Source organism: Okeania sp. SIO2B3 (assembly GCF_010672525.1).
Taxonomy (GTDB): Bacteria; Cyanobacteriota; Cyanobacteriia; order Cyanobacteriales; family Microcoleaceae; genus Okeania.
On sequence record NZ_JAAHGH010000030.1, the window covers coordinates 1 to 24,902 of the forward strand.

The 24,902-nt window shown below is 35.2% G+C and carries 21 protein-coding genes; 9 read left to right on the forward strand and 12 right to left on the reverse strand.

Going from position 1 to position 24,902, the window contains the following annotated elements; all coding sequences use genetic code 11:
- Positions 1 to 528: 528 nt before the first annotated feature.
- Both F6K15_RS19840 and F6K15_RS19845 read right to left on the reverse strand, forming a co-directional pair.
- Positions 529 to 2,400, reverse strand: a complete 1,872-nt coding sequence (locus F6K15_RS19840) for a tetratricopeptide repeat-containing sulfotransferase family protein (protein ID WP_293063504.1) — start codon at positions 2,398 to 2,400, stop codon at positions 529 to 531.
- 1,142 nt (positions 2,401 to 3,542) lie between these two features.
- Positions 3,543 to 3,668, reverse strand: a complete 126-nt coding sequence (locus F6K15_RS19845) for a hypothetical protein (protein WP_293063506.1) — start codon at positions 3,666 to 3,668, stop codon at positions 3,543 to 3,545.
- 562 nt (positions 3,669 to 4,230) lie between these two features.
- On the opposite strand from F6K15_RS19845, the gene F6K15_RS19850 reads away from it, so the two are divergent.
- Positions 4,231 to 5,082, forward strand: coding sequence for a tetratricopeptide repeat protein (locus F6K15_RS19850; RefSeq protein WP_293063579.1), 852 nt, complete (start codon positions 4,231 to 4,233; stop codon positions 5,080 to 5,082).
- A 372-nt stretch (positions 5,083 to 5,454) separates the two neighbouring features.
- Here F6K15_RS19850 and F6K15_RS19855 read toward each other — a convergent pair whose 3' ends face one another.
- The 3 genes from F6K15_RS19855 to psbN form a co-directional block, all read right to left on the reverse strand.
- Positions 5,455 to 6,363, reverse strand: coding sequence for an MBL fold metallo-hydrolase (locus tag F6K15_RS19855; RefSeq protein WP_375341076.1), 909 nt, complete (start codon positions 6,361 to 6,363; stop codon positions 5,455 to 5,457).
- Positions 6,364 to 6,529: 166 nt separating this feature from the next.
- Entirely contained in the window at positions 6,530 to 7,627 is a 1,098-nt protein-coding gene (aroC, locus tag F6K15_RS19860) for a chorismate synthase (RefSeq protein ID WP_293063508.1), read from the reverse strand.
- A gap of 423 nt (positions 7,628 to 8,050) precedes the next feature.
- Positions 8,051 to 8,182, reverse strand: coding sequence for a photosystem II reaction center protein PsbN (gene psbN / locus F6K15_RS19865; protein WP_124146299.1), 132 nt, complete (start codon positions 8,180 to 8,182; stop codon positions 8,051 to 8,053).
- An 821-nt stretch (positions 8,183 to 9,003) separates the two neighbouring features.
- Between psbN and psbH the strand changes: the two genes are divergently transcribed.
- The 6 genes from psbH (at position 9,004) to F6K15_RS19895 (ending at position 14,047) form a co-directional block, all read left to right on the forward strand.
- Positions 9,004 to 9,207 carry a photosystem II reaction center phosphoprotein PsbH gene (psbH, locus tag F6K15_RS19870; RefSeq protein ID WP_287274054.1) on the forward strand — a complete coding sequence of 68 codons (204 nt, stop codon included), beginning with the start codon at positions 9,004 to 9,006 and terminating at the stop codon, positions 9,205 to 9,207.
- A 107-nt stretch (positions 9,208 to 9,314) separates the two neighbouring features.
- The gene (locus F6K15_RS19875; protein ID WP_293063510.1) at positions 9,315 to 9,587 is read left to right on the forward strand and encodes a TatA/E family twin arginine-targeting protein translocase; all 273 of its coding nucleotides are present in this window, start codon (positions 9,315 to 9,317) and stop codon (positions 9,585 to 9,587) included.
- A gap of 309 nt (positions 9,588 to 9,896) precedes the next feature.
- Complete coding sequence (gene pth, locus F6K15_RS19880) at positions 9,897 to 10,541, forward strand: aminoacyl-tRNA hydrolase (RefSeq protein WP_293063511.1); 645 nt, start codon at positions 9,897 to 9,899, stop codon at positions 10,539 to 10,541.
- Between the two features lie 106 nt (positions 10,542 to 10,647).
- Entirely contained in the window at positions 10,648 to 10,914 is a 267-nt protein-coding gene (locus tag F6K15_RS19885; RefSeq protein ID WP_293063512.1) for a DUF3146 family protein, read from the forward strand.
- Between the two features lie 541 nt (positions 10,915 to 11,455).
- Positions 11,456 to 13,177, forward strand: a complete 1,722-nt coding sequence (locus F6K15_RS19890) for a CTP synthase (protein ID WP_293063513.1) — start codon at positions 11,456 to 11,458, stop codon at positions 13,175 to 13,177.
- Positions 13,178 to 13,618: 441 nt separating this feature from the next.
- On the forward strand, positions 13,619 to 14,047 hold the full coding sequence (locus F6K15_RS19895; protein ID WP_293063515.1) for a hypothetical protein: 429 nt from the start codon (positions 13,619 to 13,621) through the stop codon (positions 14,045 to 14,047).
- A gap of 412 nt (positions 14,048 to 14,459) precedes the next feature.
- On the opposite strand, the gene F6K15_RS19900 is transcribed toward F6K15_RS19895, so the two are convergent.
- On the reverse strand, positions 14,460 to 15,446 hold the full coding sequence (locus tag F6K15_RS19900; RefSeq protein WP_293063517.1) for an ROK family protein: 987 nt from the start codon (positions 15,444 to 15,446) through the stop codon (positions 14,460 to 14,462).
- 253 nt (positions 15,447 to 15,699) lie between these two features.
- Complete coding sequence (locus F6K15_RS19905; RefSeq protein ID WP_293063519.1) at positions 15,700 to 15,843, reverse strand: hypothetical protein; 144 nt, start codon at positions 15,841 to 15,843, stop codon at positions 15,700 to 15,702.
- A gap of 273 nt (positions 15,844 to 16,116) precedes the next feature.
- On the opposite strand from F6K15_RS19905, the gene F6K15_RS19910 reads away from it, so the two are divergent.
- A complete protein-coding gene (locus tag F6K15_RS19910; RefSeq protein WP_293063521.1) occupies positions 16,117 to 18,906 on the forward strand; it encodes a DNA methyltransferase in 2,790 nt (929 codons plus the stop codon).
- On the opposite strand, the gene F6K15_RS19915 is transcribed toward F6K15_RS19910, so the two are convergent.
- Positions 18,903 to 20,093: a hypothetical protein gene (locus F6K15_RS19915; protein ID WP_293063522.1), complete on the reverse strand. Its 1,191-nt coding sequence runs from the start codon at positions 20,091 to 20,093 to the stop codon at positions 18,903 to 18,905. The genes F6K15_RS19910 and F6K15_RS19915 overlap by 4 nt on opposite strands.
- Before the next feature lie 230 nt (positions 20,094 to 20,323).
- Between F6K15_RS19915 and F6K15_RS39100 the strand changes: the two genes are divergently transcribed.
- Positions 20,324 to 20,401, forward strand: coding sequence for a hypothetical protein (locus tag F6K15_RS39100; RefSeq protein ID WP_375341078.1), 78 nt, complete (start codon positions 20,324 to 20,326; stop codon positions 20,399 to 20,401).
- Positions 20,402 to 20,661: 260 nt separating this feature from the next.
- Here F6K15_RS39100 and F6K15_RS19920 read toward each other — a convergent pair whose 3' ends face one another.
- The 4 genes from F6K15_RS19920 to F6K15_RS19935 form a co-directional block, all read right to left on the reverse strand.
- Positions 20,662 to 21,231: a Uma2 family endonuclease gene (locus tag F6K15_RS19920; RefSeq protein WP_293063524.1), complete on the reverse strand. Its 570-nt coding sequence runs from the start codon at positions 21,229 to 21,231 to the stop codon at positions 20,662 to 20,664.
- 187 nt (positions 21,232 to 21,418) lie between these two features.
- A complete protein-coding gene (locus tag F6K15_RS19925) occupies positions 21,419 to 22,216 on the reverse strand; it encodes a phosphodiester glycosidase family protein (protein WP_293063526.1) in 798 nt (265 codons plus the stop codon).
- Between the two features lie 430 nt (positions 22,217 to 22,646).
- Positions 22,647 to 23,195: a Uma2 family endonuclease gene (locus F6K15_RS19930; RefSeq protein WP_293063528.1), complete on the reverse strand. Its 549-nt coding sequence runs from the start codon at positions 23,193 to 23,195 to the stop codon at positions 22,647 to 22,649.
- Between the two features lie 561 nt (positions 23,196 to 23,756).
- Positions 23,757 to 24,749 carry a YgcG family protein gene (locus tag F6K15_RS19935; RefSeq protein WP_293063530.1) on the reverse strand — a complete coding sequence of 331 codons (993 nt, stop codon included), beginning with the start codon at positions 24,747 to 24,749 and terminating at the stop codon, positions 23,757 to 23,759.
- Positions 24,750 to 24,902 lie beyond the last annotated feature (153 nt).

Consider the following 24,902-nt stretch of genomic DNA (forward strand, 5'->3'; position numbering starts at 1 on the left):
ACCAGAACGAAAAGTATACTCTTCTTCTAGGTTGATTAATAAGGTAGTAATAATCCCTTCTTTTAACTGTATCTCTTTGGCATTTTTATTCTCAAGCAAGGTGACAACTCGATTCCCTTCATTCTCATCTTTTTTTGACAAAAATATCGGCTCTCAACCCCGACTTTTTCAGAGGATAAAAAATCAAATTATCCATCTTCTCCTATCCCTATTCCAGGAACTACTGATAACTGAATTTACTCCTAATCCCAGTTAAATTTCATTCCTAAATACTCTTCTAGTCTTTGTTTATTAATTTGGAAATAATCATTTAAGCTTCTACATATTTATGAATCAATAAATGTTGGAAATAATCTCATAATCTGATTGTAGCTCACCCAGATTTCAATCTCTATTTTTTTGACAAAAATATCGGCTCTCAAAACTGACTTTTTCAGAGGATAAAAAATTAAATTATCCATCTTATCCTATCCCTATTCCAGGAACTACTGATAACTGTTAATTGATAACTTATAAATGAATTAACTTCTAATCCCAGTTAAATTTCATTCCTAAATACTCTTCTAGTCTCTGGTTATGAATTTGGAAATAATCATTTAAACTCCTACGAATTGATGAATCAATAGAAGAATAATTTCCCATATTATAATTTTTGTACTCTGAGAGTTGATATTCTGGCAAATCTAAAAAATTTAAAACCTCCCCCATCGTAACTTCTGGGTGAGCATAAAAATCTTCACTTTTCAAAATTAGGAATTGTTCCCGTGGAAATAAACTCATCCATTCCTTAAAAAACTCAACATATACTCCTCGCACTAAATAATTTAATTCCTTCATCCAGTAATTAACTTTTTCAGGAGTTTTTGTTAGCTGCTCTAAATCTAATTTAATTGCCTCCTCAAAAGACCGATTTTCCCAGTTTAATCGTAGCCACTGATAATATTGAGATATGGCTCTATCTATAGGATTCCTTAATAGTATAATTAGCTTAACTTTAGGGAACACTTGAAAAATTCTTCTTGCAGCATTCGGATAATCAAAATAACTAGGACTAGCTTCCCCTGTCAGAAAATTTTTCCCTTCTGAAATTACTGGAAAATGAGCTAAATACCAATTTATAGACTCATTAAATTTCCAAGACCAAAAATCCATTTCTTTTTTAATTGGAGGAACAATTTGTGGATGTTGAGTCAGATAACTATAAAGGGAAGTAGTACCTCCTTTGTGAACTCCAATAATGATAAAATTCGGTCCTTGTACTTGTTCTAAATTCCATGGCTGGGATACTAATTCAGGGTATAACTTCTGAGTTTGCTGATAACAAGCAGTTTGATAATAAGGTATAGCTTCTTCAATTTTATTCAAACGAGTTAAAGTCTCTCCTATATTTAAGTAAGACCAAAAAGAATCAGGATTAGACTTTTGAAATTTCTGGAAAAAAGTTAGTACTTCTAATAGTTTATCTTCTCTCAAAAAAGCTTCCCATATATTAGGATAAAACCACCAATATAGGTCTGGATTAATTTCAATAGCTTGACGATAAGCTACAACTGCTTCATCCCATTTTTGTTGTCGAGTTAAGGCAATACCCAAATTATAATAAGACTTACTATTTGGATTTAATTCTATTTTTCTTCGGAGTTCTAAAATTTCTTGGGATAACTGGTGTTTTTTATCTAAAACTTGCTGTAGCTTGTGGCAAATGTCTAAGTCATCTTGATTAATCTCTAGAGCTATTTTATAAAAAATAATCGCCCCATTATTCTTATCTGCCTTAGCTAAATTATTTGCCATTTCTACAAATAAATTTGGATTATCCTGTAAAAATTCCAGTAATTTATCGTAAATAGGATATTGCCCTCGATGCTGAATAGCTTGATGATAATCCTGAATTGCTGCATCTATATTTGAATGATATTTTTGCTCTATAGCATCTCCTAATTTACTATAAATTCCTGGCGCTCCTGGCTGTAACTTAATCACATAAATATAGTTATATATCGCTTCATCCCATTGTTTTAACTCTACTAAAGCATTTCCTAAATTGTAGTAAGACCAAGGAAAATTTCTATCAAGTTGAATTGCCTTTTTATAAGCATTAACAGCATTTTCCCATCTTTGTAATTTGCTTAAAGCATCTCCTAAATTATAATGAGACCAAGAAAAATCATGGTTTAACTCTATAGCGCGATAGTAAAAATTTATAGCTTCATCCCAATTTTCTTGCTGATGTAAAACTTGTGCTAAATGATAGTAATACCAAGAAAAATCAGGTTTTAGTATAATAGCTTCACGGTAGTTTTCAATTGCTAATTCCCATTTTTTCTGTTTAGCATATATAGTCGCAAGTTTGGCATACTCTTCAGGTGTATTCGGATTGAAATTATTGCTTGACGACATAAAAGTTGGTAATAGGTAATTGGCACATTTATATAGCAGCACCTTCTTTGGTTAGGACAATAAATTTGAGTGAAAAGGGAGTAGGGAGTAGGCAGTAGAGAATAGGAAATAGAAGAATTTCCTAATATATTTGCGTAGTGCTATAGCAGTCGAAGTAAAGGTTAATACCAATTTGGAAAAATAATGTTACTAATAATTAATAATAAGGGCAATTATAAAGACTTTATAGGTAATGTCCATTGGATGAAAAAGATAAATTATGACCTAATAAATGGTATTAAAGCTATTCATTTTGTACGTCGCTAATCCGACAGCTCCCCTACCTGTACGGGCAAATGGCCGTTTACCCCTAGCAATGACTGCCTAAGAAATAACCTAGTTATTTGTAGCAAATATTTATCAAAATAATATGGGTCGCCCAACCCCGCCTTTTAAGGCGAAATATTTTTGGAGAGTTCCTCAAATCCCCTACTTCCCCTCCCCTCCTGGGAGGGGTTAGGGGTGGGTTGGGAGGGGTTAGGGGTGGGTTAACTTATGACTTGTGACTTATGACTGCTTAATTCTGACTTATGACTTCGTTAACACCCTTGGTATAAGACATATCAAAAGCTTAAAACTCAGACAACGCAATATTTTTCCTTCTCTCCTAGATAACTAAACGCCTTCTTCCTTCTGCTATATCAAACAAGGTTTGTAGATTATATGTCATATTCTAGATGAGAAAAGTTTACCGAAAAATTGTGGGTATGTGCCTCCCCTTTTAAGGGGATAATAAGCGGTCGAGGGATGGCGAGGTCTCGGAGCCATATCCAATCGACCAAGAGAAGAAAAATTTTCATCTCTTTGTCAATCCTCTTCTTTCAAGGAGAGGTAATTATTCATTATTCATTATTCATTATTCATTGTTGAACGCCTTACCTAATACCTACAGCAGATTTCATCTAATATCAAGTCCGGAAATTAGTTATGAAAAAACCTATCTTTTTACACAGGGCAAATATCCCTATTATCCCTACTCCCTACTCTCTTAATTTATAAGTATTCAAGCGGATATGATATAAGTGATATCATCTCCGTTGGTATAGTCCCGTGTAAAAGTTGGGGAAATATCTACCGCCATATAAGTAAAATTTTTCCTTTTCTTAAAGCTTCTTTCTTCTTTCTTCTTCCTTCTTCCTTCTTCCTTCTTCCTTACCTTCTCTATACAAGACCGATGCTACCGGACATGATATGAGGTACATAAGTCGTGGACAAAATGCCCACACCACAAAAATTCAAACTCCGTCCTTAAGGGCGAGGTCTTAAATATTTGTACTTCATATACTTGCAATTTACAGTAATTTAAGAAATGGTAACTTTCTACATATATTCCAACAAAACTCTGACTAAAGCAATCTGAATCATAACTGATTATACGAATATGATATTTTTTAAAGGAGAGAACAGGAAATAGAGAAAAATCATCAATCTGTTTGATAAACCGGACTTTGTATAATCTCTCTTTCTCATAACTATAAACAAGATTTTTTTACTGATAACGCACTTATTCAAACTTGATACAAATTCTAGGGTAGCAAGGTTAAAATAATTGAAAATTTTTACCTTATATCAAATACAAAAAATAATACTACAATTATTTCACAAAACCTAAATAAATAAGTTGAGCGAAAGAATAAAAGATAAATTTCATCTGAAATACAAGTAATTATGCTATTTTCCCATTCCCCCATTTCCACATCTCTCTATCTCCCGATCAATTGCCTGTAGCAAACATTCACCTATTTCATATTATATAGTCAAAAATTTGCTCAATTCCGAGATAATGACATAATAGTTAATAACACAAAATATTCTAGGAATTCAATGGGTATATCTATAGAAGTTGACAACACAACCTTTGCCACCGAAGTCTTAAAAAATTCCCACAAAAGACCTGTTTTAGTAGACTTTTACGCTACTTGGTGTGGTCCGTGTAAAATGCTCAAACCAATCTTAGAAAAGTTGGTTCAAGAATATGACTTTATCTTAGCTAAAGTAGATGTCGATCAAAATCCAGAATTAGCTCAAACTTATGGTGTAGAGGGAGTACCAGATGTTAAAGTCGTAAATCTAGGAGAAGTAAAACCTGGTTTTGTAGGAGTTCTTTCAGAGCCAAAACTACGAAATTTTCTAGGTGAACTTAATCTTAAATCAGAATTAGAAACAGAACTAGCAACACTGCGGAACTTGACAAAATCTGGTGAATTAAAACAAGCAAAAAATCTTTTAGACCAGCTTTTTCAAAAATATCCTCGTAATATTAGCTTAATCATAGAAGCTGCGAAATTTTTAGTAAGCTTAAATCGATTAGAAGAAGCTCAAAAACTAATAGAAACTATAGGAGAAAATAACCGAGAATTTTATCCCCAAGTACAAGCAGTAAAAGGATTAATTCACTTTAAACAAGAAGCAGAAAATCCTGGTGATACCGAACTAGATAAAATGTATGCTCAAGCTTGTAGCTTAACACTATCAGCTAACTATGAAGAAGCACTAAAATTATTTTTAGATATAGTCACCAGGAATCGTAAATATAAAAATGACGGCGCACGCAAAGCAATGCTGGCAATATTTAATATCTTAGGAGATGATAACTCTACCAGTAAAGAATATCGCAAGCAGCTATTATTAAACCTGTACTAAAAGTAGTTCTTCATTTGTAAGAAGCATTCAGCCGTCAGCTATCAGCAATCAGCTACTGCTTTTAGTTTTAGATAAAAACTTTACTAATTGAGGCAGAATTTATACTTAACTATAAAACCCACATTCCGCACTTCAATTTGTAAAATTAAAAGTAGTATATAAATCCGTTGCTTGGTAAGTATTTATACTATGCAAATCATCTCAATTACTTTTTTCGTTCATCAAATTCCGAGTAAATAATTAAGCATAAATAATTGTTTGATTGATTACTCAATCACGGCAGTTATGATTTTCTCCTAAATTCTGTCTCCTGACTCCTGACTCCTGACTCCTTCTTCGGTTGCTACATTTTGTGGTGCGGAATGTGGATCTTTAAACTCCCATTGGCAGGACTAAACCTTCGCGGGCCATAACTGCCTGGGGAAAAGCTGTTTTGACTTTTTTTGCTATTTCATCAAGAAAATCATCACTGTGAGTAGGTTCATGGTGAAAAATAACTACCCGCTTTACTCCTGCAGCTTTAGCTACTTTGATTGCTTCCTGCCAAGTCGAATGTCCCCAACCTACCTTAGAAGAGTTGGGATTATGATACTCATCATCAGTGTACATAGCATCATAGATTAATACATCAGCATTGCGGGCTAAATCTACCACACTTTCATCCAAACGGTCGGGAAAATGTTCTGTATCAGAACAATAAACTACTGTCCGTCCATTCCATGTCACTCTATATCCCATTGCTGTGTTAGGATGATTCAGGGAACCAGTCTCAATCTCAATATCATCCAGCATCATTTTTTCCCCATGCTGAAGCTCATAAAAACGTAAGTCAGCCTGGATACCATTTAAAGGAATAGGAGAGTTATAATGTAGAACCCTTTGTATAAAATGCTTTCTCATGGACTCCCCTTCTGGAGGTATAGCTCCGTAGATATGAAAACTATTTCCTTGGGTAAAAGCAGGAGTAAATAAAGGGAAACCTTGAATATGATCCCAGTGATAATGAGTGAAAAACATATAAGCTTCTACTGGCATTTCCTGCATCATTTCCTCGCCTAATTCTCGTAGACCAGTGCCACCATCAAATATCAGTCGCTTACCAGCTATTTGCATTTCTATGCAGGAAGTATTTCCACCATATCTAATAGTATCTTTTCCTGGAGTAGGAACACTACCTCGTACACCCCAGAACTTCACTAAAAAATCTCCCATTTGTTCAGACATCTTCGAGAAATCAACATTATCTTTAGTTAGCACTTCAGAAGAAAGTTTAGTTTCCATATGAATTTTTTTTTAGCAGTTTCCACTTTATGAATTTAAAGATTTCTGGATTTTTGGGAAATTGAACTAGAGACAGAAAATATAGCAGCTTGCTTTTCTATAAATTGTTAATTATTGCCAATTGAGAAAATTGTCCAATTTTAATAATTAACCAATCTGCAAACCACTAATTATATTTCAAACTCTCACATTGTCCATGATGGCGCAATAAATGATCGCATAGCACAATGGCTACCATTGCTTCTACCATAGGCACAGCTCTAGGTAAAACGCAAGGGTCATGTCTTCCTTTCGCTGCTAACAATACCTCTTCACCTCTACGACTAACAGTACGCTGCTCTTTACGAATTGTAGCAGTTGGTTTAAATGCTGCCCGCAACACAATATTTTCTCCATTAGAAATTCCTCCCTGTACCCCTCCAGAACGATTAGTAACAGTCCGAATTTCCCCTTGCTCATCTGTATAAAATTCATCATTATGCTCGCTACCTGTCAGAGTAGTACCCGCAAAACCAGAACCAATTTCAAATCCTTTGCTCGCTGGCAAAGACATTACACCCTTAGCTAAATCTGCTTCCAATTTATCAAACACAGGAGAACCAAGACCTTTTGGCACATTCCTGGCCACACATTCAACCACACCTCCCAGAGAATCTCCCACATCCCGTATTTGCTCTACTAATTCAATCATCCTGTCTGCACATTCAGTATCTGGACAACGGACAATATTACTTTCTACTTGTTCTATAGTCACCGTTTCTAGGTCAACAATGGCCTCTAAATTTTTGATGCGCTTTACATAACCGACAATTTCCACACCAGAATATTGTTTAAGAATTTTTTTAGCGATCGCCCCAGCAGCAACACGTCCAATTGTTTCTCTAGCTGAAGAGCGTCCCCCACCTTGCCAGTTCCTAATACCATACTTAGCATCATAAGTTGCATCGGCATGAGATGGACGATATTTACTAGCCATCTCCTGATAATCTTGTGAACGAGCATCCTTATTTCTCACCAACATCATAATTGGCGTACCCAAAGTTTTACCTTCAAATACTCCAGACAGTATTTCACAAATATCTGTTTCTTTGCGGGGTGTAGTAATTTTGCTTTGTCCTGGACGCCTACGGTCTAACTCATATTGAATTTCTGCAACATCTATTTTTAGTTTAGGAGGGCAACCATCAATTATAACTCCGACTCCTCCTCCGTGGGATTCACCAAATGTTGTGACCCGAAACAGATGTCCAAATGTGTTGCCCATGAAATTCAAACTACAATAAAGAATTAAGACCTTTATTTTAACCTGTTTTCTTTAAATAAAGCACTCAGCTATAGAAGTCAGAAATCAAAAGTCAGAAGTTATAATTTAAACTCTTGCTGTGACTAAATTTGAGAGGAGCGAGAATATCCTAATAATAATGGCGACTGCTATATCAGCAAATACTTCGCTAGATCTAGGGTTTTTGAGGTTTAGGACTATGAGCGTGGAAAACCTTGACCGCGTTTGTTGAAGGAAAATTCGGTCTAGATACTGTCATTCAGGAAGATTGTAGCGTCAACCAAATAATTTCCTTAAAAATATTTTATCGGCCTACTTTCAAAGGCATAGCTAAGAGGCCAATTGAAATCCGTAATAATCTCCCGCTAAATTTAGATAATAATAACGAGAGAGCATTAATCAGACTTAGTCTTCGTGTTCATCAAAAGGGTCTCTTAACTCCTTAGCGGGAGGTCCGAAGGCTGTGTAAATTGAAAAGCTAGTAATGGCCACAACCATTACGCCGATGGATATACTAAGAACTGTTGCCGGTTCCATATAATTCATTAAAATTATGAGTGTTATAGTTCTTGACATCCTCCCGACGTTGCGCATGGCGCGACAACGCGGGATTCCTATACCTTGCGGTTTAGGACTTTCTGCTTCGTAGCACCTGCCTCCAAGGCCCTTCCCTCTTTCTGGTCTTACGGTCGCTCCACAGACTGACACTGCTAGCCCAGCAGCCTTATTTAAAGCTAACACACTATTGGTAAAACCGCACGCACAATTGATTGGTTTTCCCATCTCTTCGATCCCCTAATAGCTACCTCTAGGCTCTGCCAAAGGGATAGCGCGGGTCTTCAACCAAAGTTGAGATAAAAATATAGTCAAATATGACATATCCTTATTTTGCAGGTGTTACCCTGACGCTCGTGTTAGCGCAGCTCCTCCGGAGGAGGCACTACAACACCACGCCAGTTGCTTTAAGTCGGGGGACCCGCAAGGGCGCACTGGCTCCCATATCCCATGGTCAAAGACATAAGGGAGTTGCTTTTTATTTTCCTCTTTGTTTGACGATCTCCCTGATTCAATTTCTGCTTGGTCATAATACAGAGGCTTGGACGTAGGTTCTTATGTGTCTAGAGGTAGCGTGTCAGTCCAGGAATTTCACCCTATTGAAATCAGATCGTTGACTCTTGAGGCTATTTTATTCTCTATTATTGCAGACATTGTTAAATTATCTCAATAGTCGCCCAAATTTCTGGAGACAAAAGACTATATTTAACTACATAAGACTATATTTATGTACAACATTTATTATACAATATTATTACAAAAGATTAAAAAATTCTGCTGAATTATAGATTACATAGAAACTTATGGCACAAAGAACTGGATTAGGAGACCTGCTCAAACCTTTAAACTCTGAATATGGTAAAGTATCTCCCGGTTGGGGAACTACACCATTAATGGCCGTTTTTATGGGCTTATTCTTTGTCTTCTTGTTGATTATTCTCCAAATCTACAACTCTTCGTTGTTGTTAGAGAATGTTGATGTGGACTGGGCTAGTCTAACTAAATAAGATAAATTAAAGAGTAGGGCTAAGAAATTCAATTAATTAAAATTTCTCCAGCCCTAGCTATATCTTTCAATAGTAATTTCAGATAAGTTTTAGGAGTAAAAAACAAAATGAATATTTTTGGTATTGGTCTGCCTGAAATGATTGTAATTTTAGTCGTAGCTCTTTTGATATTCGGTCCAAAGAAACTACCAGAAATTGGTCGTAGTTTAGGGCAAGCTATAAATAGTTTTAAAGCAGGAGCTAAAGAGTTTGAACATGAGTTGAAACGAGAGGCAAAACAGTTAGAAGAAGGGTCTCAAGTTAGTCAATATGCAACTGAATCTGAGTCAGAAAAAGTAGTAACTGTTTCTTCCCCTACAGATGCAAGTCAGAAAAGCTAGTTCACAATTAATAATTAATAACTAATAATTACCTCTATTTGAAAAGAAGAGGATTGACTAAAAAGAAATTGTTTTGTTGTTTCTCTTTTGAAGGAGAAGCTTTAAACCTTAATTATTTGGTCAAACTAGAGAAAAAAATCACCTGAGCCAATCCAAAAAATTAGGTACATCTCATATTTGCAAAAATACTTTTTTCCTGTTCCCTATTTCCTGTTCCCTAAAAGCGATAATTTTTTAGCTCTATTTAAAATTGAGATGTACCCAAAAAATTATTATATTTTTGACAATTTAATTTTAATTTTTAACGTAATGAAAGAGGTGGCATCAGGGCAAAATTTAGTGATTCCTCAATTAATTGTAGGTTTGGGAAATCCAGAGCCAAAATACGAAAGAACTAGGCACAATATAGGATTTGCCGCAGTTGATACTATAGCTAATATGTGGCAGACTTCTCTATCTGAAAACCGGAAATTTAAAGCGGAATTTGGAGAAGGCAGAGGTATAAAATCTGATAAAATCTATTTGCTTAAGCCCTTAACCTATATGAATAGGTCGGGACAAGCAGTGCGTGCAGTGTTAGATTGGTATAAATTGCCACCCCATTCAGTGCTAATCATATATGATGATATGGATTTACCGATGGGACGACTGCGACTACGGTTATCTGGGTCAGCAGGTGGCCATAATGGGATGAAGTCAGCGATCGCTCATTTAGGGACTCAAGAATTTCCTCGTTTGCGAATAGGTATAGATAAGCCAAAGAATGGTGGTGTTGAAAGTAGAGATCCAAATACTATTGGTCATGTTTTAGGAAAGTTTAGCCCAACGGAAAGTCAATTAATGACTCAAGTGCTGAAGTTAGTTGTAGAAGCTGTAGAGCTTTCTTTGAGACAAGGAATAGAAAAAGCAATGAGTCTTTATAACAGTCGTAGTGTCAGCTTACCAGAAGATTAATTGACTATTTAAGAAAGTATTTAAAAGTGCCTTGATTTGTATAAGTCAGGGTATTATTATGAATTTAAAATTTTGACTTTCATCAAAGTGTGACTTTTAACTATTAATGAGTTATAAAGGTTTACCAGAAACTACTGCTTATGTCAGAGTAACTCGTCAGTCTTGGCAAAAAGGCACTATTGAAGGAGAAGTAAGTGCTGGGTCTTTTAATTGGCATTTTAAATGGGGTTTTCGCCATAAAAAAAATCTTTCCATTCAACCTTCTCAAGGACGTGCATTAATTCAAGAACCTTTAGGTAGGTTTCTAGAAAAATGGGATTATCAACTAGAAGCTGGTGGGGATTACTATTTTACAATTAAAGCAAAATTTTAACAAAACATAAGATATTAATTAGGTAGGTGGGAAATTTTAGTTGAACTTTAGCTGAAACAGATTAAAAGTAATTGTAAGTATAAAAGTTAGTGATGATGTAGATTAACTGTCCAAAAGCAAATAATAAATTTAAATCTAAGTATTTATAAGTAGGTCTTGCTGATTAAATCTAAAAGCATTGACATATAAAGGTTGAGCGAATTTTTTAGTAAAAAAAAGTCCAAGCTTAATGGTCTTAATGGTTCAAAAAAGAGCGCATATTAGGCGCATAGTTGAGCAGAATAATCCCTTGATTATTCTTTCTCCTACCTCCTCTATAATGCCCTGTTCCTCCTGTCTCCTGTCTCCAGTATAGCTGTCTCCTACCCTTACCCATAAGACTAGTGAAGCGCAAACCCTAAGTATTTATTACCTAAAATCTACACAAAAATGCCAAAAATTATAACTATGGAAATGAGATTTTTCCAGCCTTTGACCTACTACCCAAAACCTTCTTCAAACCTAAAACCTAAAACCCAAAACCTTCTTCAAAAAAAAATTTATGAGTAAATTTGTATTTATAACTGGTGGAGTAGTTTCCAGCATTGGTAAAGGAATTGTAGCAGCAAGCTTAGGCCGTTTGCTCAAATCACGGGATTATTCCGTATCTATTCTGAAGTTAGACCCCTATATAAATGTAGACCCAGGGACAATGAGTCCCTTCCAACATGGAGAAGTATTTGTCACAGAAGATGGCGCAGAAACAGACCTTGACTTGGGCCACTATGAACGATTTACAGATACCTCCATGTCTCGCCTAAATAGTGTTACCCAGGGTTCAATCTATCAAGCAGTCATCAACAAAGAAAGACGAGGTGATTATAAAGGAGGCACAGTTCAAGTTATTCCTCATATTACCAATGAAATAAAAGAGCGGGTACATAGAGTTGCCAAAAATGCTAATCCAGATGTAGTAATTACAGAAATCGGAGGGACTGTAGGAGATATTGAATCTCAGCCCTTTTTAGAAGCTATTCGGCAATTTCGTAAAGATGTGGGACGAAATAATGTGTTATATATCCATGTTACCCTAGTTCCTTGGATTGGGGCAGCAGGGGAGATGAAAACTAAGCCCACTCAACATTCAGTCAAAGAGTTGCGCTCTATTGGTATTCAGCCAGATATTCTAGTCTGTCGATGCGATCGCCAACTTAGCTCCAGCTTAAAAGAAAAAATGTCTGAATTCTGTGATGTACCTGTAGCATCTGTAATTACATCAAAAGATGCCGAAAGTATTTATGAAGTACCTCTAATGTTAGAGGCAGAAGGACTAGCGGTGCAAGCTCTAGAATTATTAAATATGGAGCAACGCCAGCCAAATCTTGGTAAGTGGCAAACTTTGGTCAATCGTCTTTATCATCGGGACAATCCTGAAATAGAGACAAAAAAGGTCCAAGCATCTACTGCGACAACTATCGAAATTGCCATAGTAGGTAAATATATTCAACTGAGCGATGCTTATTTATCAGTTGTAGAGGCATTACGCCATGCTGCAATAGCTGTTGGTGTGGACTTAAATCTGCGTTGGGTCAGTTCTGAAGATGTGGAGGCCAAAGGGGCAAATACCTACCTAGAAAAGGTGAATGGAATTATTGTTCCGGGTGGGTTTGGCGTGAGAGGTATTGATGGAAAAATAGCTGCTATTCAATATTCTCGGTTGCAAAAAATTCCTTTTTTGGGGCTATGTTTGGGAATGCAATGTGCAGTAATTGAGTGGGCACGCAATATAGCAAAATTGGAATGTGCCCATAGTGCGGAGTTTGACCCTGAAACACCAAACCCAGTGATTAATTTGTTACCCGAACAACAAGATGTAGTAGACTTGGGCGGTACTATGCGACTGGGACTTTATCCTTGCCGTCTTCAAACTGATACATTGGCATTTAAAACTTATCAACAGGAGGTGATTTATGAACGTCATCGTCATCGATATGAGTTTAATAATGCTTACCGGAACTTGTTGTTAGAAACAGGATATGTTATTAGCGGAACTTCTCCTGATGGAAGGTTAGTAGAAATTATTGAACTTCCCACTCATCCTTTCTTTATTGCTACACAATTTCATCCAGAGTTTCAATCTCGGCCTAGCACTCCTCATCCTCTATTTTATAGCTTTTTTCAAGCTGCTAGTTCACAAGAAAAATGTTATGATTTGTCTGTCCATAATGCTGAAGCTATTCTAGATAATGTAGTTAGTACAGGTTCTATCCTCAGTGCTGACTAGGTTATTAGTTACTAAAAAAGTTTTTATTGTTCGTTATCTTATTTAATTGTTTTATCTTAGGTAATTACTAATAATCTTAAGTAGAGCATTAAAAATTGTTATATTTTCTAATATTAATCGCTGATAGTTACCCAGGGCTATTCCAAACTTTTAGTAGTGGTGAACTTCTTGATTTAAAGAAAAAAAAATTTTCATTGAGTGAACCTATCCCAGTAATAATATTTTTACTAAAAACCCTAAATATTTTGAGAGTTAAAAACAAAAAATTAAACTTTTCAAACACATTTTACTTAAACAAATAAGCCTGTTAAAAATAGTGGGATAGGTTCATTGAGTAGTAATTTACCAGATCGAGGATAACTCAATAGTGTCTATCGGACTTTTAGGGTAACTTGCACTAATTTGGAGAAATGCAAGAAATCAAAGCTTTGAGGGGGTCATGTGGCCTACTGGATTAAAATAGATTATGAAAGAAGTAAATACTTGATCGACCTTGATCGTATTACTGCTTTTTCTTGTCAGTCAAATAAGCGACTAACTTTCTGGTTGCCAAATAGCAGTCAGCCAATTACTTTAAATAAACAAAGTTGCGAATATGACTATCAGTTAGTACTAGGATATATTAAAGACAAAATTGAGATCAACTATCCACCTAATGATGAATTTTGGGTGCAAATTATGTACGATCGCCATGAATGGTTTATAAATTTGAATTGTATTAGTACATTTGTTTTTGAACCGAATGGTCGTATAACTTTTTGGCTACCAGATAGTACAAAAGATATTATTATTAGTCCTAATATCAATCCGGAAGCTTATGAAAAGGTTGTGGAATTTATCACAAAAGTAACAGGGTATTCTTTACCTTAAAGAAGCAAGAAGGAAGAAAGAAGAAGGAAGAAAGACTGAAAAAGTTGATGGAGATAGTCTTGAACCAGTCATTTAGTGTCTTATAAAAATTTGAAAAAAGAATGCTTAACTTAAACTGTACTTCAATTATTAAGTAATTAACACAGACTGAATAACTTTTTTGATAATTAGCACGCTAGTTCTTGTTAATTAGGGTTTGCTGATTAAATCTCAAAGCATTAACTGATATTGGTTGTAGCATTTTTTGATCTAAAAAAGTGTTAGCTTTTCAGTGGAAAAAGCTCATGCATGCTAGTATTTTGGGAGGATTATGGCAGAAAAATTGAGAGGCAATTCTTACTCCTAACCTCCTCTAAATCCCCATTTCTCCTGTCTTCTCCCCCTACTAAAAGACTTTTTCAGCAAACCCCAATTAGTTATTATGCAAACTTGCCCAAGCTAATTTAGCAGCTCCTACAATACCAGCATGATTACCTAATTTAGCCGTTAATAATTGTAAGCCCAAACGAGAACTCAACAAAACTCGTCGCTCAATTTCAGCTTTAGCTACAGGCAAAAAAAGTTCTGCACCAGCACTCACTCCCCCCCCAATAATCACAGCTTCTGGTGTCAAGATATAAATCAAACTTGCCAAACCTGCACCCAAAAGTTTCCCATAATAATCCCAGAATTCTAGGGCAAATTGGTCTCCAGTTTGAGCCAAATTTGCTAATTCCAAGGGTTCTTTACCAGTAGCTCGACGAATTGCTTGAACAGAAACATATTGTTCTAGAGACCCACTATTACCACTGTTACACTCTGGCCCATCAGGATTTAAAGTAATTAACCCTAACTCTCCACCAGCACCTTGATGACCCACAAAAAGTTGGCCGTCCAAAATAATTGCTCCTCCGACACCAGTACCCAGGGTAAGCATAATCATATTTTTAAACGGACGACCCGCACCTAGCCAAGCTTCTCCTAAACCAGCACAATTAGCATCATTAGCTATAACTACTGGTAAACCAGTCTTTTCCTCCAAACACTCAGCCAAGGGAACATTTTGCCAATCTGTCAAATTAATTGCTACTTTAGATATTCTACCTTGGACATCAGTAGGGCCAGGTACTCCAATACCTATGGCTTGAATAACTGCTGAGTTACCTGGTTGAGATTTAGCTACAGATAAATCCGGTGGATTAACACTATAATTGTTGAGTGAAGAATTACATCTTAAACCAGAGTTTGCAGAGCGCTGCAATGACAAAATCGCTTCTATCACCACATCAATTACTGCTTTTGGGGTTGCAGGTTGAGGAGTCGGCACATTCAAAAATTGATGACAAACTCCATTTTTGTCAAAACGCCCCAGTTTAATTGCTGTCCCCCCTATATCAATACCTATTACCTGAACATCCATATTAGTCAGCCTGTGTTTAGTTGTCGCACAACGCACGTTAACGCTTCGCGACATATAAAGTGTAGCATTGCCTCAACAAAACAAGAAACTTCAGAAGGAAATTGGGTACAGTTATCCTTGTGTTGAAGTTCCCGTTATCATCTCAGATTTAACGGTTGCAGTGCGATCGCTACTTTCATGCAACAAAGCCTTTCTAAGGGTAAATTTTGGGAATTTGGTAAATTGAAAGGAGATATTTTCACGAGAAATATCATCAGCTATAACACTGGAGATTTAGATAGATTATTTGCCATAGTAAATTCTGTATTTCAGCAATGTTGATTGCAGTTAGAGAATAGTGAAAAAAATCTCTAAAATCTAGTATTTTATGGTGAGCGATCGCTTTTTGGTATAACATTTTATCCCACATTCCGCACTTCAATTTATCAGATTAAAAGTAGTATCAAAATCCGTAGCTTGGTAGATATTTATACTATTATCTACTTGTATACGAATGATGTTTTTACAAGAAATATTATTAGTTATAGTATCGGGGATTTGGAGAAATTATTTGCCATTGTAAATTATGTGTTTCCAGAATGCTTGCTGCAGTTAGATAATAGTTAAATAAGTTTGATATAATATCAGACTACAATCATACCATAAAATTTAAACTCAAATTTAATTATTAATGAATATTGACTTAAATCCTAACTGGAAAAAACTCACAGAAATTGATTGGAATTTCTCCCAAGCTCAAACCAATTATCTAACCCATAGACTTCATCCCTATCCGGCAAAATTTATTCCTCAAATTCCCCACCAACTCATTCAAGAACTTTCTCAACCAGGGGAAATAGTTGCTGATATATTTTGCGGTAGTGGTACAACATTAGTCGAAGCACTAACCCAGAAACGTCATACTATTGGTATTGATGCTAACCCCATTGCTTGTTTAATCAGTGAGGCCAAAACAACTTGCTTCAATACAGAAGATAAAGCATTATTAAATTCTCTTGTAAAACGCACAGAAAATTTATCTCAGTCAATCTATATTAATACTAAATCTCCCCTGTTAAACACAGAAAAATTTACCTCATATGCTGCTCGTCCCAATCATAAAGCAATATCCTTTTGGTTTGAACCATTTGTCGTTGAAGAATTAGCAGAAATACTAAATTGGTGTCAGCAACTCTCCACAAAATCTAGTAGAAAAATTGCCTTGACAGCATTTTCTTCTATTGTAGTTACTGTTTCCAAACAAGATTCAGATACTCGATATGTTCGTAGGCAAAAAAAGATTTTCCCAGGGGATACCTGCAAACGTTTTACTAAAGCTTTAAAAGAAGCGATCGTCTCTGTTTCTGAGTTTACAAACCAAGTCGAAGCTAACCTAAATTGCCAAGTAAATTGTGCCAACTTACTGACAAAACCTGATATTGGTGATGTAGATTTAGTAGTCTGTTCTCCCCCTTATCCCAATGCTTATAGCTATCACCTTTATCACATGACTCGGATGATCTGGTTAGGTATGAATCAACCTAAATTTAAACAAGAAGAAATTGGTAGTCATCGCAAATATAGTAGTAAAAGTTCTAAAGGTGCAACAATAGAAACATTCCGTTCAGAAATGGAAACTATTTTTGAGTGGTTAGGAGAACATTTAAAATTTAACAGATATGCCTGTTTTGTTGTGGGAGATTCTTTAATTAAAGGTAAAAAAATCAGTAATGTCGATCTAATTTCTGAGGTAGCTAAAGATTATGGTTTCTCCGAAATAAAACGTATTCATAGACAAATGCAAGATAGAAAAAAATATTTTAATCCAGCTATTGGCAGAATTAAAACTGAACAAATTCTTATTCTGCAAAATTCTGGAAAACCATTGCTCAAGTGTAAAATAAAACCATATATTCAACCCTTTGAACGAAAATTAGCATTATCTGAATTAACCACACTTACAGGTTCAGAACCTTATGCTTTAACTACAGAAAAAGAAGTATTAAATTTTCAAGTTTTTTCTAATTTACCAGCTAACATTTTAGCCAGTAAATTATCTTACTGGGAATCAGTTACTCAGGAAGATAAAACATACATTACCACCCAAGTAAAACGAGAAGCTACTGTTAATACTACTCATCAAGAATTAGCAGAAATTTCCAAAAATGTACCGTTTTATCAATCAATACTTTTCCCAAAACGGCGCTGTTTAAGATACGGAACTCATGGCATACATGAATACCGAGGTAAGTTTTTTCCCCAACTTGTTCGGAGTTTAATTAATATTGCTAAAGTACCAGAAAAAGCAATTATTGCTGACCCAATGAGTGGTAGTGGTACGACTTTAGTAGAAGCAGTTTTAGGAAGTTATCATGGAGTGGGGTTAGATATGAATCCTCTATCAGTATTAATAGGAAAAACAAAGTGCGATTTATTGTCAGTTCCACCGGATAAACTTTTAGAAAATTATCAGCAAGTTGCTGATACCATCGGTAATTTAAAACTTACAAAATTTTCAGCTAAACTACATTACTTTTCTACTTTACCAAGAGAGAATCAAGTCTATCTGAATCGTTGGTTTGCTAAGGATGTTTTAGCAGAACTTGACAAAATTATGATTTTGATAAAATCGGTGGAAAATAATACTATGCAAAATTTCATGCAGCTTTCTCTGAGTAATATTATTCGGAAAGTTTCTTGGCAAAAAGAAAGCGATCTGAGAGTCCGAAAAGAAATAATTAATACTGCAAATATTCAGCCAAAACAGGAGTTTTTAAACGAGCTAGAAAATTCAGTTAAAACTGTTCTATCTTTCCTCTATCAAAATCAAGATTCACAGTTAGGAACTTTTGATATTCAAGGTGGCGATGCTAGAAAACTAACCACTACTTGGCAAGATTTAATAGGTAAGGTAGATGTGGTAATTACCTCTCCCCCCTATGCGACAGCGTTGCCTTATTTAGATACCGATCGCTTGAGTTTATGTTATTTGAATTTGTTGTCGCGATCGCAACACCGCAAACAAGATTTAAAAATGATTGGCAACCGAGAAATAACAGGAAAACAACGGCGAGATTATTGGGAATATTTTCAGCAGAAAAAAGCACTTTTACCTCAATCTGTAATTTCGTTAATTGAAAAAATAGACAGATTAAATACTGAGTCAAATGCTGGTTTTAGAAGACGAAATTTAGCTGCTTTATTGGCAAAGTATTTTTTTGATATGCGAGAAGTGTTCCAGGAGATATTACAACTTTTAAAACCAGGAGCTTTTGCTTATATTGTGATTGGTAATAATCATACAATTGCTGGTGGGGAAAGAGTTAAAATTGAAACAGCAAAATTATTAGTAGATATTGGAGAAATGGTAGGTTTGGAAATAGTAGAACAAATTGAGATGGAGATGTTAGCTTCGCGGAATATTTTTAAGAAAAATGCAATTGCTTCTGAACTGATTTTGTCGTTTAAGCGTTTAATTTAATAATAACCCCATCTTTTCTTTGAGTTGCGGACTGAATTTACACATAAAGCTAAAAATTGTGAATATTGTAGAGTCCCTTGAGGGATAATCTCTACATAGTAGGCAAATCCACTTTGTCCATCTGTTCGTTCAACTCTGAGAATATCTCCCACATTCCCTGCACTCCGAAGTGCTTCACTACGGAGCCGAAAATCATGCTTGTCTGGCCAAGTCATCATATTAACATCCACAGTAGTGATACCAACTCGCATCTTTACATTCCTTCGATCCATTTTTCTAGGCTTTTTTGGATCGGGTGTAAAATCACCAGGCCAACCCCAAAATTCAGGGTCGTAATCTCGTGCTGAGAGGGGGATAAAAATTTCTGGCGATCGCGCTGATGTTCCAGCAGTCGTTTGGCCACGACCAACATCTGTTCTTTGAAGTGTCATTGCAAAACCTGTAAAGTTTCCTCCAGGTGCAGCTACAGGTTCAGGAATCTCTACCTCAAAATCTTCTTCTGATAAATCTTCTGGTTCATCTGGGGTTTGTCTTGGAGGTACAGGAGCTCTTGGAACTTGAATATTAGCAAATAAAGAAGTCCTATTTCTTGAAGAAGCCAATTCTTGAGTTGCTCGTACTTGTGCTTCACCCTTTACATATTTATTCCTTACTAACTGATTAAGTAACTCTGATGTTAGAAGTTGAGCTGTATCTTGCTCTCGATCCGACCATAAGTCAAGAATTGCTTCAATTTTTCGTAAAAGAATCAGATTGACATCTATTTTTAGGTTCAGTAAAACACAAAAGGATGCTTCATAATTTGTAAATAGTCCACCTTCTGTTAAATTACCCGAACCGACTAAAATGTTTGCCTCGATATCATTTTTAAATAGGTATAGTTTGGGGTGAAAGGTAGAATAATTATTGTCATTGTGGTAAACCCAAATTTCTCCTCTATTTTCAACACTATTCAGTAGTTCACTTAACCCTTCCATTGAAGTACCATCATGATCGATACCGACAGAAATTTTCACAAAAGCATTATATGAAAACTCATTTAAAAGTTTGGAAATGTGTCGTACTCCTGAATATTTCACAAAAGCAACTGCTGCTCTAAATTGAGTCCATTGACGCTGCTGGAGTTGAAACTGTAAATAATTGCCAAGACGAACTTCACTGTCTGGCTGATGAATAAAATCAAGCATAAATTATTATATATAGAGTAAGTTTAAAATTTAATCTAAACTAGAATACCATATAACTATTATCTAGTAAAATCTTAATCAAAAATCTTAAACATGATAAATTTCATCACTGATTTAAAGCCACTCTACAAAACTGAATACGATCGCTAGTTATAAGAAACTATCAAACTGCTCAAAAACCGTCAACTAAAAAACTAGATTATGAAAACTTAATTGAGGAATTAGAAGCCTTGGGCAGAAATGGAAAAAACGCGATAGAAAGTTTCTTCCAACAAATAATCCGACCTCTACTTATGTATAAAGATTAGCAAACTTAACTTACCGAAAATGCCAACTATTGAGAGGCATAAATTGTTCATTTTAAAATTAATTAAAACGCCGTTTGATTAATAATTTGCTCAATTATTTAACTGCATAATTATTATTTATCGATCGAGACATCCTCAAGTTTATTAAAGCTAAGAATAAACTTAATTATTTTCCAACAAAATGCCCCTAGACCTTAGAATAATAGCTCGATCAAAATTGATTAAATCTCAAATAATAGTCAAGTCTACCCTATTTCCCCCTATTCAAACTCTACATTTTCATAGATATCTGACAAAGAGATTTGAAACTCCACCGAACTCAAAGATAAAACGCTTTCATCACCTTCATATTCTGACAGCAACCATTTACCATCCTCAATTTTGCTAAATTGTTCGATATAATATCTGTATTGGTCAATGAGAATATATTCCTGGAAACTATTTACTCTGCGATAATACTCAAATTTTTGCCCCCGGTCATAATTTTCTGTCGATCGCGACAATACTTCCACAATTATCTGAGGGTTAGTAATAGTATCTCGGCGACCTTCGACATAAACTACTGGAGTAGCAATAACCATCAAATCTGGATAGGTGTAAATATTTTTTGTTGGTATTGACAAGCGCAAGTCGCTCATAAAAGTTTCGTAAGGTCGCCCTTTGATGCCATACTTTAATGTTGCGTAAAAGTTACCAACAATTCGATTGTGGTTTACTGTTCCTCCAGTCATAGGTATTATTTCTCCATCACGATATTCACTTCTAAATTCAGCGGTAGTTTCTTGCTCTAGATACTCTTCGACAGAATAACGGGTTTGAGTTGCCTGCATTAAATTCTCTCCTGTTGGATTATATAAGATTATATAATACTAAAATTTATCCTTTGATTCTAAAAGTTTTTTTGGGTTAAGCGCAGCGCAACCCAACCTATAATCACAAATTTTACTCCTAATTTTCATAATTGTTGAACGATAAATAATATTCGCTACATAATGAAGCCCAAATTTACATAATGCCTCACTTTAATCCTAATAATATAGGCAATATAGCTGTTTCATTAAAATTCAATTCTGGATGGGTTTGAGAATACAATGCCACCGAAGATCCTCCATCTAAATTAACAATATGTAAGGTCTTACCTGAAAACACAGAAAGCTTTAACAAATAGTCTGCCAGCTCATCTAATTTGACATTCTCTTTAGTAATAATAAAATATTTTCTTCGGTCTTCTTCTGTATAGGCTAATAATGTTCTTTCAAATAGCAAAAGACCATTAAGAGATTGGTTAATATATTTTGTTGTTACTTGATTACTATCTATAATTAACGGACCGGACTGAAATTCAATATTAGTTTTCTCAGTTGAAGGTTCAAATAGTTTAGTTTCAATAAAATTCAACTCTTCTGTATTTGGATTAAAGCTAATAATATGGGAAAGTTGTTTATCTTCTTTGACCGGAGTTTTTACTTTACCTAATACAGAAAGCCATCCAGCGTGTTCTTTCGATTCTTCAAAAAATGAGCCATTAATTATATATTTATAGTTTGATTTGGTCGCAACAGTTTTGATGGATTCAGTCTGGTATGGTTTGTATAGAAAATCAAAATTTCCAACAAAAGAAACAATAGTCATGTCATAATTATTGAATTTATATGCCATAAAATCACCATCTTGAAAACTCGAATCAGGATAGATAGTTTGCTGATAAATGCTTTTTTGGTATGATTTTTTTGCCCCTTGGAAAATAGTAATTCCTATCCCTCCTAAACAAAGCAATACAATCATACACAGACCTATTTTGATTTTTTTGTTCATCACATAACCTCTCAAAGTAAACTACATTTCCACATAAAAATTGCTTCAACGAGATATATTTTGCCAACATTATTCATGGCTCTCATTAAATTAACTCGTCCGATATTATCAATGGTAATTTCTTCAAAGCATCTGTTTTTTTACTGTTAGAATTTTGAAAATATATAATATCATGTTCCCCCGGAGGGGGAGCTACGCTAACGGATAATCAGTTATAAAAAACTCTCTGTCTTCTAACCTTGCTCTTTCCCTTCAGCATAGCTGCCCTCAGCATAGCTGCCTTCGGTCCACAGATATTATAAGTATTCAACCGAACATGATATAAGAAGTAATTGAATATTTAGTGAAATAAGTAAGTATGCAAATTTATTGTATTTATAATCTCTCTAAACTTTGTCTTAAAGGCAATTAATTAAACGCTTTTTTGTAATTAATTTTCTGCGAAAAAAGAACTAACTGAAACAGAAATATCTGGAAATGCTAGAGGGTTAATTTTTCCTTGCCGGAAAATAACTTCCGATTGATAATTATCTGCTTGAGGATGTTGAAAAACATAAATTTGTCGATTTTCCACATCTACTACCCAATATTCTAAAATTTTCGCTTTTGCATAAGCTTGCTTTTTTTCCCCTAAGTCATAACCTAGAGTAGTATTAGCAATTTCTATCAGCAAAAAAATATCTTCAGGATAAGGATGACGTTGATAGTAATTATTTCTGGGTGGGCGTGCGATCGCAATGTCAGGTTGAGGTTCAGAATTAGACAGAGTAATAGGATGTGCTTCCCGAACATAAGCCAACTCTTTGAGCAGAGAGCGTAGATATTCAACGCTAGTTTCTGTAATTTGAGTATGTATTGGACTTTCCGGTGACATTTCTACAATTTCCCCATGCAAAAGTTCCAGATGACGGTTAACAAATATTCCAGTATTAATTAGATGATGATATTCTTTAATTGTCCATTTTAATAAAGTTTTCATTTGACCACAACTTTAGTAAGATTTTGTACAGACATAATAAAATTTGATAAGGTTTATATTTATTATACTGCTCCTGATACTAACGTCATAAACCATATCTTTACAAGCTCTAGCAATTTCTGTTTTGTATAGAAGATGTTGCCATGTTTCTGCACCAGAAATAAATCCATCTTTCTTCTGATGAACAAAATGCTTGGTTCCCCGTGTTGAGGTCCTTAAATATCCTTTTGCTTTACAACAAGGTAAAATAACTTTAGCTTTTTTAAGTTTTAATTATTCCCATTCCTCATCAGATATGAATGGAGCTAATAATTCTTGATTATCTAATTCTAATAAAGCTCTTAATGGCATAACTTTTTAATTAAATAAATTGAAAAATTCAACAAATTTAACTACTTTTTTCTAAGAATCTTTTCTACTTTCAAATGTAGGAACGTTCCATGGAACGTCCCTACGGGGTTGACTGTTTTTTTAGATAACGCTGTAAAATTAAAACCTCAGTACTTGTCATTTTAGCTGAAACAGTCCACTACAACTACTACTTGTGGGGTGGGCAAATTTTCAATCACCACCACCACCATCACCACCGCCATCACCACCTCCACCATCACCAAAACTGCCACCTCCACCATCACCAAAACTGCCACCTCCACTAAAACTGCCACCAAAACTGCCACCTCCACCATCACCAAAACTGCCACCTCCACCAAAACTACCACTATCGCTTCCATAGCTACCGCTACTATCACCACTGTAAATGCTACTACTTCTGTTAGTCGATCTACTGGCAGTAGTTCTATAATTGTTACTGCGAATAATATAGGTGCTTTGCGGACCCATCTGGACTCTCTCAATAATTTTGAGGATACCCCAGAATATCAATATCAGTAAGATACCCATGAAAATACCTATAACTATGAAAATACAAGTAACGAGACCTGCATTAGAAGTTGTAGCTGACTGATATTTCTCTGTTTTCGGGGATGTTACTAAACCTGCGGTAGAAGTTGTAGCTAACTGATATTTCTCTGTTTTCAGGGATGTTACTAATTCTTTTGTACCTGCAACTACACCACTTTCAAAGTTTCCTAACTTAAATTCAGGAATAATTTTACTGTCGATAATATTACTAACCTTACCATTTGGTAAAGATCGCTGTATTCCCCTACCTGTTTGAATTTCCACACGGCGATCGCCTACAGAAACTAAAAACAACACACCATTATTTCGACCTTTTTTACCAACTCCCCAATAATTAAACAACTTAGTAGTAAATTCTTTGGGAGTTGCTGCGGGTTGAGTTTCTGGTACAGTCACAACAGAAATTTCTGAGCCATTTTTTGCTTCTAAATTGGAAATCATTTGGTTAAGTTGAGTTTCTGTACTTTGACTGAGAATTTCAGCCATATCTGTCACCCAACCATGATAGTAATGTCGTGGGTTTGGTACTTCTTGTATAGTTAGGGCAAAACTAGGCAAAGGATGTATTAACCAAATTTGGACTACAAAAATTATTGACAAAACACATCTCAAGATAACTAAAAGGAAATTCATAATTTTTACCTTTTGGAAAAACAATAAAATGTTCCCTATTAATTATAGCAATTTAATAAAATGGCGTTGCTGAAGCGCGTGTATGATATTAATCTTAATTCTTTAGGAGTCAACCCACCCCTCACCCCTCCCAGGAGGGGAAGTCAGAAGTCA